Here is a 13,012-nt window from a genome sequence, read left to right on the forward strand (position 1 = left end):
ATTACCCCCGCCGTTTACCCCGCTCCCGCAGATATTCGAGAACGGCGCTCCGTTCCCCGACAAACTCGATCCGCGCGCCCTTTTTCTCCCGCTGAAACACATACATCGGGTCGTAATACTCGCGCAATAACCCTTCGATCCAGCCCCGGTGCAAGTCCACCGCGCCGCTATTGGCCTGTTCCGCCAGCGCGTCTTCCATCAAGGTCAGCATCCGCCGATGACGTTCGCCGCCCAGGCGTTTCTGGACATTGTTCAGGCTCGCCAACATCCGCTCGGAAAACAGCGTGAAGCCTTCATCGCCGTACACCTCGGTGAACTCGGCGCATAAATCCACCACGTAATCGCGCAGGATCCGCTCAACGCGCCCTTCCAGGCTGTCTTCCAGCCAGACCATCGGAAACTGCTGCATGCCCTGATAAAGCGGCAACGGCAGCGCGCAACTGCCGATCGCGCGGCTCTCGTCTTCGAGCACAAACTGCTCGATACCGCTGGCGCGTTTTTTCAGCACGTCCACGGCCAGGCGGTTTTCAAAGTCGATGTTGGAGGGTTGGCCGGTGGCGCGTTTGCCGAAGCTGGAGCCGCGATGATGGGCGTGACCTTCAAGGTCCAGCGCGTTGCTCAATTGTTCGAGCACCTCGGTCTTGCCGGTGCCGGTCATGCCGCCCAGCAAAACGAAATCGCATTGGGAAACGGCCTGGTCGAGCGTGTCGAGCAAGAAGGTGCGCATGGCCTTGTAGCCACCACCGACCCGCGGATAGTCAATGCCCGCTTCGTCCTTGAGCCACTGCTGGGTGATCTGTGAACGCAGCCCGCCGCGAAAACAATACAAATAACCATCCGGATGCGCCCGGGCAAAATCGGCCCAGGCCTGGATGCGCTCGGCCTTGATCGCGCCGGCCACCAACTGATGCCCCAGCGTGATGGCCGCTTGCTGACCTTGTTGTTTGTAGCAAGTGCCGACCCGTTGCCGCTCGTGGTCATTCATCAGCGGCAGGTTGACCACGCCGGGGAATGAGCCTTTGAGGAATTCGATCGGCGCGCGCACATCCATCATCGGCCGGTCGTTGAGGAAGATGTCGCGGTAATCGGTGAAGTCTCTGGACATCAAACCACCTCAACCGCGTGGGTCTGTCGCTCAACCAGTTCGCCGATGGGCTCAAGGGCCAGATCGAGTTCGGCCGCCACCGCCAGGAACGCTGCGTTGCCTTCGGGCGTGACTGCAATCAGCAAACCGCCGCTGGTCTGCGGGTCGCAGAGCACGCGTTTGTGCAACTCCTGGAGCCGGCCGACCTTGCTGGCGTAGCTGTCGAAATTGCGCAGCGTGCCGCCGGGCACGCAGCCCTGATCGAGGTAATACTCGACGCCCGGCAGGCGCGGCACACGGTCATAGGCGATGCGGGCGGTCACATTGCTGCCGTCGGCCATTTCCACCAGATGCCCGAGCAGGCCGAAACCGGTGACGTCAGTCATTGCGGTCACGCCATCGAGCTTGCCGAAACGGCTGCCGGGTTTGTTCAGGGTGCACATCCAGTCGCGGGCCAGGCCGATGTCGGCATTGCGCAACTTGCCCTTCTTCTCGGCGGTGGTGAGGATGCCGATGCCCAAGGGCTTGGTGAGATAGAGCAGGCATCCGGCGGTGGCGGTGTCGTTGCGCTTCATGTGGCGCTTTTCCACCAGTCCGGTCACGGCCAGACCGAAGATCGGCTCAGGTGCGTCGATGGAATGGCCGCCGGCCAAGGGGATTCCCGCTTCATCGCAGACCGACCGCCCGCCGCGAATCACTTCCCGGGCAATCTCCGGCGCCAGCACATTGACCGGCCAGCCGAGGATCGCAATCGCCATCAACGGATCACCGCCCATGGCATAAATGTCGCTGATGGCGTTGGTAGCGGCGATGCGGCCGAAATCGAATGGATCGTCGACAATCGGCATAAAGAAGTCGGTGGTCGATACCACGCCGCGCTCTTCGTCGATGGCATACACCGCCGCATCATCGCGCGAGGCGTTGCCGACCCAGAGTTTCGGGTCCAGGTTCTGCGCGCCACTGCCGGCCAGAATCACCTCCAGTACCTGGGGCGAAATCTTGCAGCCGCAACCTGCGCCGTGGCTGTATTGGGTCAGACGAATCGGCTCGCTCATGGAATGCACCTTGTGAAGTCAATGCCCAGGATTCTACAGCAACCCCATTTGGCAGGAGCCGCGCAAGAACGATCTTTGTGCAGCGAAACTCACTTTGGTGCGTCCGACTCCCCTTCTTTTCCCCCGCCCCGCGAAATCCTTGACCGAAAGGACAGCAAAACCGCCAATTCCTCCGGTTTTTCAGCGTATTAAGAAAATTGGTATGGCTTGTGCAAACGTTTGCGAGTCGCCGATACCGGCCTGTTCGCCACTTAATCCGAACCAGCCCGCACCACCGGGCCTTCGATCCGCACGAAAAGGGACTTTTAATGCAGTGCACCTCCAGTCGCGTGACTTGCTCACGCACGTTTGCTGTTTCCTTGCTGTTGGCCAGCGTTACAGGACTACTCAGCAGCTCCGCGTTGGCCCAACCGGCCGCCACCGAAGAATCCGCCCAGGGCGAAGCCCTCAGCCCTGAAGCCAACCCACCAAAAAAAGGCGCGTACCTGTCGGACTGGTTCAATCAGGACCTGACCGTCATCGGCAGCAAGGACATCAGTTTCGGCCCGCAACCGGCCGACGACATCTACTTGGAATACGAGTACTTCGGCCGCAAGGGGCCGTTCGAGTTGTACGGCTACATCGACATTCCGAAGATCTTCGACATCGGCAACAGCCATGACAAAGGCATATGGGACCACGGCTCGCCAGTGTTCATGGAGCACGAACCGCGGATTTCCATCGACTACCTCGCCGGCCGCAGCCTGGCCGTCGGGCCGTTCAAGGAATGGTACGTGGCGTTCGACTGGATCTACGACCACGGCAGCAACCGCGCCAACCGCGCCAACACGCTGTACAGCGGCCTCGGCACCGACATCGACACCCATTCGCGGGTCAATCTGTCGGCCAACTTCTACGGTCGCTACCAGTGGGAAAACTACGGCGCCAGCAACGAGTATTCGTGGGACGGCTACCGCGCCCAGCTCAAATACATCGTGCCCATCAGCAGTTTCAGCAACGGCGCTTCGCTGACCTACATCGGTTTCACCAACTTCGACTTCGGCTCCGACCTGCACAAGGACAACCCGGCCCGCACCGCCAATGCCACCGTGGCCACCAACGTGTTGCTCTACGCCTTCACCCACTTGCGTTTCACCCTGGTCGGCCGTTACTTCCACAACGGCGGCAACTGGGAGGACGGCAGTGAGTTGAATTTCGGCGATGGCGACTTCCGCGCCCGTTCCAACGGCTGGGGTTACTACGCCGGTGTTGGCTATCAGTTTTAAGGCTCATTTGAATCAGGAGGTTTTATGAAAGCAATGACGCGTCTTTCCCTGTCTGTCGGTTTTGCGGTAAGCACCCTGCTCTCTTCCTCTGCCTGGGCGGTAGAAGCGCCGATCCAGCCGAAAGTGATGCTGATCACCATGTTCGCTCCCGAGGCGCAGAACTGGATTGATCGCCTGGAACTCAAGCAGGAAGTACGAGTACCGGGCCTGTCCGCCGAGTACCCGAACATTCGCTGCAACACCGAACAGGTGTGCCTGATGGTCACCGGCATGGGCCAGACCAATGCGGCGGCCTCGACCCTGGCCCTGGCGCTGTCGCCGAAATTCGACCTGCGCAAAAGTTACTTCCTGATCGCCGGGATTGCCGGCATCAGCCCGAAACACGGGACCATCGGCACCACCGCGTGGGCGCACTACCTGGTGGAGTTTGGCACCCAGTGGGAACTGGACTCCCGGGACGCGCCGAAAGACTGGCCGACCGGTTACCTGGGCATCAACACCAAAGGCCCGAACGAAAAACCGCCGCTGGATTACAAAACCGAAGTCTTCGAACTCAATCCGAAGTTGCAGGCCAAAGCCTTCGCCCTGAGCCACAAAGTCGAACTGAGCGAGAGCAAGGAGTCGGCGGCGTGGCGCTTGAAGTATCCGTCGGCCCCGGCCAATCAGCCGCCGGTGGTGACCCAGTGCGACACGCTGGCGGGCAATACCTGGTTTTCCGGGACGCGCTTGAGTGAGCGGGCGGAAGTCTGGACAAAATTGCTGACCAACAACGAAGGTGTCTACTGCACCACTCAGCAGGAAGACAACTCCACCTACGAGGCACTGCTGCGGGCCAGTCGCGAAGGTCTGGTGGATGTCCGCCGTTTGGCGGTGGTACGCGCCGGTTCCGACTTCGACCGGCCGGCGCCGGGCCAGAGCGAAGTGGATAACCTGCTCAAATACGCCGATCAGGGCGGGTTTGTGCCGGCACTGGAGAATCTGTACCGCACGGGGAATCCGTTGGTGCAGGAGATTCTGAAGAATTGGTCGGTTTGGGAGAAAGGTGTGCCTGAAGCCTGATCTGATATGTGGGAGCGGGCTTGCCCGCTCCCACATTTGATCCGGGGTGTATTTCTAATTGCATCCATTTCAAGGCAACAAAATCACCTTGTCACCGCTGCCCTGATTCACCTCGGCATACCGTTCCAGCCCCTCGGCCAACGGCGATTCAACTAGCCCTTCCGGCAACGGCAACAGGCCCTGATCGAAAAAGCTTCCGAACTGTTCGAGCATCGCCGCACACGCCTGAACCCCGTACAGCAATGAATTGATCCCCACCACCGAACCGCCCTTGCGATACAGCGCCAGGGCCGGCAATTGCACATGCCCATCCGCCGGCGCGGCGATGATTGCGATGCGGCCGAACGCGGCCAGCGCCGGGACCGAGGCCGGTAGCCAGAAACCGGTGGTGTCGAAGATCACGTCGGCACCGCCGGCATACACGGCGCTGACCTGTGCGCCCAGGTCCTCAGGCTTATCCAGTTGCAGCGTCTGATAACCCTGAGCCTGCAAATCCTTGACCTGCTCTGGCCGCCGCGCCGCCGCCAGCACCTGGGCGCCCCGGACTTTGGCCAGCGCCAATGCTGCGCTGCCCACCGCCCCGCCGCCGATCACCAACAACCGCGTTCCGGTCGTGACAAGACTGCGTTCCAGCGCATCCCACGCCGTGGTGTACGGCACACCGAGGCTGGCGGCCTGGGCAAAGCTCAGATGCGTCGGCTTCAGCGCCACGCCATTGGCCGGCAGTTTGACGAATTGCGCGTGGGAACCGTCGGCAAAGAAGCCCAGCTCCCGGCCGGTGCCCCAGACTTCCTGGCCGATCAGCGCCTGCGGGCCTTCGACGACGATACCGGCGAAATCACGCCCGGGAATCCGCGGCAACGTGGTGTAGGGAAAGCGCCCCAGTACGTTTTTCACATCGCTGGGATTGAGTCCCGCCGCCTTGATCTGGACCAGCACTTCGTCAGCGCCGGGAACGGGGGTGGGCACCTCAACGTAGCGCAGGGCCGAGAGGTCGCCGGTTTTGTCGAATTGCAGTGCTTTCATGGGCATTTCCACCAAATGGATAAGAGGTTTCAGGAGATCCAGCCCGCCACCAGTTGCCGGCCCAAGGGCCACAACTGCTCACCGGCGAGCATGCCCAGCAGACCCACCAGCGCGATGGCCGGTGGTGCGGGGGAACGAAAATCCAGCGCGCCATAGAGCAGGCCGACGCCCAGACCGATACCCAACGAGATAAGGTAGTTCATGACAGACTCCGTGGCATAAGGGGGTATGCGCAGAGTCTAGAGAGAGGTCGCCACGGACGTCGGCCAAGTACTTCTGAATGTCGGCCAAAGTGCTTTTTTACGCAGTGCCGCCCCGCTGCTGGCTCACGCAAAACTGCGAAGGCGCGACGCCCAGTTCCCGGCGGAACATGTCGCTGAAGCTGCTCGGCGAATAACCCAGCTCCCGGGCAATCGCGCTGACCGGTACGCCCTGAATCAATTCGGCCGCCGCAGTCGCCAGTTGCACCTGCCGCCGCCATTCGGCGAAGCCCATGCCCAAACCGTCCTTGAACAAGCGCGCCAGGGTACGCACGCTGGCACCAGCATTTTCGGCGTGCTGCTCGAAGGGAATGTCCAGCGACGGTGAGGCCATGACCGCCTGACACAGGTTCATCAGTCGCCGGTCGGAATCGTCCGGCAGCGGTATTTTCAGCAATGAACGTCGGGCGCGCTTGAGCTCCAGCAAGGCCAGGCCGACCAGCGCGTCGTAGTAATCCGGGGCACCGTCGTCGCCCTGCTCCACCAGCCCGACGATCAGTTCGCGCAGCAAGCCGCCGACTTCAATCACTTGCACACTGTCGTCCAGTGTCGCCGCCAATGACGGCCGCAGGTAGATGTTGCGCATCTGCAAGTCAGAGACCACGCGAATCCCGTGCGGCACACCCGGCGGCAGCCAGACCGCCCGTTGCGGCGGCACCACCAGTGCTTCATGGGGTGTCTCGACCCACATCACGCCGCTCATCGCGTACAGCAACTGGCCCCACACATGTTCGTGAGGCTCGATATACAACCCACGCGGGTAAGTACGTGCCAGCGGTTGCACCGGCACATCGGTATCGCTTAAATCAGGGGGTGCGGCCTTGGCCATAGGCTAGGATCATTGAGGGGCGGAAAGGCTCCATGGTAGCGAGGCGTGCGACGTGTCGCCAGTCGCTGTAACCGACTGACAATCCGACTGAATTTTTCACGCGCCTGGCGATCCTTCTATTACAACAGGGAGGAATACAGGTTTTATGAACAACGCAAAACTTTTCGTCATTGAATACACACTTCATGGCAAGCCCAAGTCTTTCATCATCCGCCAGGACAAAATGGACAACGCAGAAGCCTGGCACTGGGCAAGTTGCGACGCCGGCATAGGCCGGATCCCGCGTTTTGGCCGTGAGCGGGTGCAAAAGACCAGCAAACCAGTGGCGGAAAAATTCGGCGTCGAGAATGTGACCTGGCGGCCGACGAGTTGAGCTTTGAAAGGGAGGGTGAATATTCAAACTGAAAGTGGAGCCGCAGCGGCTCCACTTTTTTGGGTGAGCGGTCAGGGCTTAGCGCACTTGCAGCCTTTGGTGGAGCATTCTTCGCCGTGTTGGTGATGGTGGGCGCAGGCTTCACAGCAATAGTGCTTGCCGTGACGCACGATGGGGTGATCACCCAGTTTGCAGGAACATTTCGGGCAGTCGCAGGTACCGTCGTTCATGAGTCTGACTCCATGGTTAGGGTCGTCCGGGTGCCGCGGGTGCGCGGCACCTGAAGCAAATGACCGCCCGTTGCAGAAACCGGTTCAAACAGATGCCTGGACGGAGTTTGCTTACTATTGAGGGTAGTCGCGATGTGACTCCTCCGTAGCAGCTGCCGAGCCCGCGAGGCAGCTGCTACGGATCGCAAAACTCTCTCAGCGACATCACTCAAATACGGAATTGCCCAACCAATTGCCCCAGGCGCTGACCGAGATCGGCCAGGCTGCGCGAGGTTTGCGCGCCGCGCTGGGTCTCGTCGGCGACGCTGTCCACCGCCACGGCGATCTGGTGCACGCTGCGGTTGATCTCTTCGGCCACGGCGGTTTGCTCTTCGGCGGCGCTGGCAATCTGCGCGTTCATCGAGTTGATGGTGCCGATCAACTGGGCCATGGCGTCCAGCGACGCCCCGGCCTCGTTGGCCTGGGCCGATGTGCCGTCGCCGGCTTCGCTGGAGCGGCGCATGGACTCGACCGCCGATTGGGTGCCGGCCTGCAAGCGGTCGATCATGCCCTGGATTTCCTGGGTGCTGATTTGCGTGCGACTGGCCAACGCCCGCACTTCGTCGGCAACCACCGCAAAACCACGTCCGGCCTCACCGGCGCGGGCCGCTTCAATGGCGGCGTTGAGCGCCAGCAGGTTGGTCTGCTCAGCAATCGAACGGATCACCCCGAGCACGCTGACAATCGACGACACGTCTTTCTGCAGGCTGTCGAGGGACACGCCGCTGCTGCGAATGTCGTTCACCAACGCATGAATTTTCACGATGCTGCCGGCCACCACGCGCTTGGCGGCCTGGCCTTCTTCGTCGGTCTGCTGGGCAGCGACCGCGGCGTTTTGCGCGCTCTTGGCCACTTCCTGGGCCGCCGCCGACATTTGGTTGATCGCCGTGGCCACCTGATCGGTCTCGTGACGCTGGCGCTCCATGGCCTGATCCGAGCGTTGGGCCTGATCGGAGACCTGATTCACCAGCCCGGTCAGTTGCGAGGTCATTTCGGTGATCTGCCGCACCAGGCCGTGGATCTTGTCGACGAAACGGTTGAACGAGCCGGCCAGTTCGCCGAGTTCATCCTGGCTGGTGATGGTCAGGCGCCGGGTCAGGTCGCCCTCGCCCGCCGCGATGTCGTCGAGGTTGGCTTTCATCAGGTTCAGCGGACGCAGAATGGTATTGGCCAGCAGCATCCCGGCCGCAGCGATCACCAGCAGCACCACCACGGCAATCCCGACAATGCTCAGCACCACGCCTTGCATGCGTTCCTGGACCTTGATCTCAACCAGCGCCACTTGCGCTTCGATGCCGTCGAGGTTGACCGAGGTGCCGACCGCCATGTCCCACTTCGGCAGGTATTCGGTGTAGCCGAGCTTGGGCACCAGCACTTGGCTGTTGCCGGGCAGCGGCGAGCTGTATTGCAGGTAGTGGGTCCCGTCCTTGGCGACTTTCACCAGGTCGCGGTTAACGTAGACGCCGTTCGGGTCGCGGTTGTCCTTGAAGCTCTGGCCCACGCCTTCGGGGCTGTTGGCCTTGAACAGGCGCACGGTGTTGGAGTCGTAGCCGAAGAAGTAGCCGTCCTTGCCGTAGGTGATGCTCGACAGCAACTTGATCACCTGCGCCCGCGCCGCGTCATCTCCGGGGGCGGCCGCGTCGTAGAGCGGCTTGATCGTGGTCATGGCCACGGTAACGTAGCTTTGCAGGGTCGCTTTGGCGTCGCTGAGCAGGCGCTGACGGGTTTCCTCGACTTCCTTGCGGGCCTGTTCCTGCAGGATGAACAGCGTGGTCAGGCTGATGACCAGCGCAAAGAGCAACACCGGGAGGACGGCAAGGGACAGGACTTTGGCCTTCAGGCTCATGCGCATGACGTTCACTCTTTTGATTTTATTGGCGTGGTTAAAGGCTATAACGGCACGCCAGATCAAAAGTTGAACGCGGTCCTACAAGGTAAAGTGGTTACAGAACCATCGCCGCCACCCAACCGAACGCCAGCAACGGCAGGTTGTAGTGCAGGAAGGTCGGGACCACGGTGTCCCAGATGTGATGATGCTGGCCGTCGATGTTCAGACCGGAGGTCGGGCCCAGGGTCGAGTCCGACGCCGGTGAACCGGCATCGCCCAGCGCGCCGGCAGTGCCGACGATGCACACGATGGCGATCGGGCTGAAGCCCAGTTGCACGCACAACGGCACGAAAATCGCCGCCAGAATCGGTACGGTGGAAAACGACGAGCCGATGCCCATGGTCACCAACAGGCCCACCAGCAGCATCAACAGCGCCCCGATGCCTTTGCTGTGGTCGATCCACGAGGCCGAGGACTCCACCAGTGTCTGCACATGACCGGTGGCTTTCATCACTTCGGCAAACCCGGACGCGGCGATCATGATGAAGCCGATCATCGCCATCATCTTCATGCCTTCGGTGAACAGGTCGTCGGTTTCACGCCACTTGACGATGCCCGACGCCGAAAAAATCAGGAAGCCCACCAGCGCCCCGATAATCATCGAGTCCAGCAACAGCTGAATAATGAACGCCACGACAATCGCCAGACCGGCGACCATCAGGCTCAAGGGGTTGTACTGCACCGCGACCTGTTCGACTTGCTCGATCTTCTCCAGGTCGTAAACGCGCTTCTTGCGGTAGCTGATGAAGGCTGCCGCGAGGCCAAACACCATGCCCAGCGCCGGAATGCCCATCGCATGGGTGACATTGATACCGCTGATGTCCACGCCGCTACGGGCGACGTTGGCCAACAGGATTTCATTGAGGAAGATGTTGCCGAAGCCCACCGGCAGGAACATGTACGGCGTGATCAGCCCGAAGGTCATCACGCAGGCGATCAACCGCCGGTCCAGTTGCAGTTTGGTCAGCACATATAAAAGAGGCGGCACCAGCAACGGGATAAAGGCGATATGAATCGGCAAAATGTTCTGCGAGGCGATGGCCACCACCCATAGCAGGCCGATCAGCAGCCATTTGACATTGCCGCCACCGTTGGCGTGCTGACGATCGACCATGGCCAGGGCTTTGTCCGCCAGGGCATGGGCCAAGCCGGACTTGGCAATGGCCACGGCGAACGCGCCGAGCAAGGCGTAGGACAACGCCACCGTCGCCCCGCCGCCGAGGCCGCTGTTGAAGGCTTTGAGGGTCGCATCGATCCCCAGACCACCGGTCAAGCCACCGACCAGCGCGCCCACAATCAGCGCGATCACCACATGCACGCGGGACAGGCTGAGTATCAGCATGATGCCGACCGCGGCAATTACTGCATTAATCATCGTTACCTCAAGGCAAGCGGAAAGAGTCCAGCCGGCAGTGCGCATAAGCGCCGCCAGCGGATTGAAGAGAGGGTTTTATTAGAGGGCGCGCACTGTGCCGGACCGCTGCCGCCTTGTCAAAGGGGGCTCTGTGGCGAGGGGGCTTGCCCCCGTTGGGTCGCGAAGCGGCCCCCTATATTCCTACAGACACACTTGGTTGCCTGGATTCGCGACTGCTTCGCAGCCGAACGGGGGCAAGCCCCCTCGCCACAGGCCCTCTCGCCACTGAGGTTGCAGTGGTCGGGATTGGTTATTCAGCCTGCGACATAAAGAAAGCCGAATCACGGCCGCTACAGTGCAAAGTCTCAGATATTTATCGAATAAAAGGACGTTCCCATGTCGCTCAGACACCTTTCCATTCAATGGAAAATCACCCTGTTGGCCGGGCTCTGCCTGGCGGGCATCGTGACCCTGCTGGTAGGGCTTTCGCTGTATCGCATGGAGCACAGCTCGGCGCTGGTGAAGGCCTCGAGCATGGAAATGCTCACCGAGGCCGCCCAGGCGCGCATCGAATCCCAGGGTGAAGTGCAGGCGCTGGGAATTCGTCAGCAGTTCATGGACGCCTATCAATATGGCCATGGCTTTTCGCGGCAGGTGCTGTTTTTGCGCGATCAGGCCGAGAAGCGCTTTCTCGATGCCTTCGACCTGCGTGAAGACCTGACCCGGCAGGTCAAGTCGGCCCTGCAGGCCAACCCGGACCTGCTTGGCCTGTCGCTGGTGTTCGAGGCCAATGCGCTGGACGGCAAGGACAATCTGTTCGCCGGCCAGGCGGAGTTGGGCAGTAACGACAAGGGCCGTTTCGCCCTGTACTGGTCGCAACCGACGCCCGGCAAAGTGACCTCCATGGCCCTGCCGGAAAGCGACATGGCCGACACCAGCACCGGCCCCAGCGGCGAACCGGCCAACGCCTGGTTCACCTGCCCGCGCACTACGCTCAAGCCTTGCGTGATCGAACCCTACTTCTATGTGATCGACGGCCAGAACGTGCTGATGACCAGCATCGTGTTCCCGCTGATGGTCAACGGCAAAGTCATCGCCTCGCTGTCGGTGGACATCAATCTCAACAGCCTGCAAGCGATCAGCCAGAGCGCCAGCAAGAAACTCTATGACGGCCAGACCAGCGTCAGCATCGTCAGCCCGGTCGGTTTGCTGGCCGGCTACAGCCCGGACGCCAGCAAGCTCAGCCAGCGCCTCGACGCCGTGGACACCACTAACGGCGCCGAACTGCTGCGCCGGCTCACTGCCAGCAGCAAGACCGAGAGCCTGCACAGCAACCAGCAACTGAAAGTGCTCTCGCCGTTCCAGCCGATTCCCGGTGGCAAATCCTGGGGCGTGTTGCTTGACGTGCCGGAGAAGGTGCTGGTCGGCCCCGCCGAAGCGTTGAAAAAACAACTCGACGACAGCAACGCCGCCGGCACCCTGGTTGAACTGTGCCTGGGTGTACTGGCGGCGCTCGTCGGTTTGTTACTGGTGTGGCTGATGGCCCGCAGTGTGACCAAACCGATCCTCGGCGTGGCCCGCATGCTGGAAGACATTGCCAGCGGCGAAGGCGACCTGACCCGGCGTCTGGCTTACGACAAAAAGGACGAACTGGGCCAGTTGGCCGGTTGGTTCAACCGTTTCCTCGACAAGTTGCAGCCGATCATCGCCCAAGTGAAACGCTCGGTGCAGGACGCCCGTAGCACGGCGGACCAATCGTCCGCCATCGCCACCCAGACCAGCGCCGGCATGGAACAGCAATACCGCCAGGTCGACCAAGTGGCCACCGCCTCCCATGAAATGAGCGCCACCGCCCAGGACGTCGCCCGTAGCGCCGCGCAGGCGGCACAAGCAGCACGCGATGCCGATCAGGCCACCCGTCAGGGCTTGACCGTGATCGACCGCACCACCACCAGCATCGACCACCTCGCCGCCGACATGAGCGCAGCCATGGTGCAGGTCGAAGGCCTGGCGGCGAACAGCGAGAAAATCGGTTCGGTGCTGGAGGTGATTCGCGCCATTGCCGAGCAGACCAACCTCTTGGCGCTGAATGCCGCCATCGAAGCCGCCCGGGCCGGTGAAGCCGGACGCGGTTTCGCCGTGGTCGCCGATGAAGTGCGCAACCTGGCGCGACGCACTCAGGAATCCGTGGAGGAAACCCGCCAGGTGATCGAACTGTTGCAGGGCGGTACTCAGGACGTGGTGAACTCAATGAACAACAGCCATCGACAGGCTCAGGGCAGTGTCGAGCAGGTGGGTCAGGCGGTGACGGCGTTGCGGCAGATTGGTGATGCGGTGACGGTGATCAGCGACATGAACCTGCAGATTGCCAGTGCGGCGGAAGAGCAAAGCGCGGTGGCCGAGGAAATCAATAACAACGTGGCGACCATTCGGGACGTGACCGAATCGCTGTCGGGGCAAGCCAATGAGTCGGCGCGGGTGAGTCAGTCGCTTAACAGCCTGGCGAATCAGCAGCAGAGCTTGATGGACCAGTTTCGCGTGTGACCTGAC

At 61.4% G+C, this 13,012-nt stretch carries 11 protein-coding genes and 3 pseudogenes; 5 read left to right on the top strand and 9 right to left on the bottom strand.

Annotation, left to right across the window (positions count from 1 at the left end; all coding sequences use genetic code 11):
- Position 1: 1 nt before the first annotated feature.
- Both mnmH and selD read right to left on the bottom strand, forming a co-directional pair.
- Positions 2–1,105, bottom strand: coding sequence for a tRNA 2-selenouridine(34) synthase MnmH (gene mnmH, locus JUI81_RS09140; protein ID WP_204124133.1), 1,104 nt, complete (start codon positions 1,103–1,105; stop codon positions 2–4).
- On the bottom strand, positions 1,105–2,139 hold the full coding sequence (gene selD, locus JUI81_RS09145) for a selenide, water dikinase SelD (RefSeq protein ID WP_204124134.1): 1,035 nt from the start codon (positions 2,137–2,139) through the stop codon (positions 1,105–1,107). Before selD ends, mnmH begins: the two co-directional genes overlap by 1 nt.
- Before the next feature lie 308 nt (positions 2,140–2,447).
- On the opposite strand from selD, the gene JUI81_RS09150 reads away from it, so the two are divergent.
- Positions 2,448–3,404, top strand: a complete 957-nt coding sequence (locus tag JUI81_RS09150) for a nucleoside-specific channel-forming protein Tsx (RefSeq protein ID WP_204124135.1) — start codon at positions 2,448–2,450, stop codon at positions 3,402–3,404.
- A 24-nt stretch (positions 3,405–3,428) separates the two neighbouring features.
- Positions 3,429–4,463, top strand: coding sequence for a purine nucleoside permease (locus JUI81_RS09155; protein WP_204124136.1), 1,035 nt, complete (start codon positions 3,429–3,431; stop codon positions 4,461–4,463).
- A gap of 69 nt (positions 4,464–4,532) precedes the next feature.
- On the opposite strand, the gene JUI81_RS09160 is transcribed toward JUI81_RS09155, so the two are convergent.
- From JUI81_RS09160 to JUI81_RS09170, 3 genes are all read right to left on the bottom strand, one after another.
- Complete coding sequence (locus JUI81_RS09160; RefSeq protein ID WP_028941198.1) at positions 4,533–5,489, bottom strand: zinc-binding alcohol dehydrogenase family protein; 957 nt, start codon at positions 5,487–5,489, stop codon at positions 4,533–4,535.
- A gap of 29 nt (positions 5,490–5,518) precedes the next feature.
- Positions 5,519–5,692, bottom strand: a complete 174-nt coding sequence (locus tag JUI81_RS09165; RefSeq protein WP_007933035.1) for a DUF1427 family protein — start codon at positions 5,690–5,692, stop codon at positions 5,519–5,521.
- Between the two features lie 97 nt (positions 5,693–5,789).
- Positions 5,790–6,578, bottom strand: coding sequence for a helix-turn-helix domain-containing protein (locus JUI81_RS09170; RefSeq protein WP_204124137.1), 789 nt, complete (start codon positions 6,576–6,578; stop codon positions 5,790–5,792).
- Positions 6,579–6,723: 145 nt separating this feature from the next.
- On the opposite strand from JUI81_RS09170, the gene JUI81_RS09175 reads away from it, so the two are divergent.
- Positions 6,724–6,951 carry a DUF6555 family protein gene (locus JUI81_RS09175; RefSeq protein ID WP_018925379.1) on the top strand — a complete coding sequence of 76 codons (228 nt, stop codon included), beginning with the start codon at positions 6,724–6,726 and terminating at the stop codon, positions 6,949–6,951.
- Between the two features lie 71 nt (positions 6,952–7,022).
- Here the strand turns inward: JUI81_RS09175 and JUI81_RS09180 are convergent, their stop codons facing one another.
- From JUI81_RS09180 to JUI81_RS09190, 4 genes and pseudogenes are all read right to left on the bottom strand, one after another.
- Positions 7,023–7,181: a metallothionein gene (locus tag JUI81_RS09180; RefSeq protein WP_018925378.1), complete on the bottom strand. Its 159-nt coding sequence runs from the start codon at positions 7,179–7,181 to the stop codon at positions 7,023–7,025.
- A gap of 208 nt (positions 7,182–7,389) precedes the next feature.
- Complete coding sequence (locus JUI81_RS32180) at positions 7,390–8,211, bottom strand: methyl-accepting chemotaxis protein (protein WP_370695268.1); 822 nt, start codon at positions 8,209–8,211, stop codon at positions 7,390–7,392.
- A gap of 36 nt (positions 8,212–8,247) precedes the next feature.
- Positions 8,248–9,072: pseudogene (locus tag JUI81_RS32185) on the bottom strand (cache domain-containing protein); the annotation flags it as partial.
- A 91-nt stretch (positions 9,073–9,163) separates the two neighbouring features.
- Positions 9,164–10,480, bottom strand: a complete 1,317-nt coding sequence (locus JUI81_RS09190; protein WP_167331173.1) for a Na+/H+ antiporter family protein — start codon at positions 10,478–10,480, stop codon at positions 9,164–9,166.
- A gap of 597 nt (positions 10,481–11,077) precedes the next feature.
- Here JUI81_RS09190 and JUI81_RS32190 point away from each other — a divergent pair.
- A pseudogene (locus JUI81_RS32190) lies at positions 11,078–12,148 on the top strand (HAMP domain-containing protein); the annotation flags it as partial.
- Positions 12,149–12,415: 267 nt separating this feature from the next.
- Positions 12,416–13,006: pseudogene (locus JUI81_RS32195) on the top strand (methyl-accepting chemotaxis protein); the annotation flags it as partial.
- Positions 13,007–13,012: the final 6 nt, after the last annotated feature.

The organism is Pseudomonas sp. 008 (genome assembly GCF_016861935.1).
Classification (GTDB): Bacteria; Pseudomonadota; Gammaproteobacteria; order Pseudomonadales; family Pseudomonadaceae; genus Aquipseudomonas.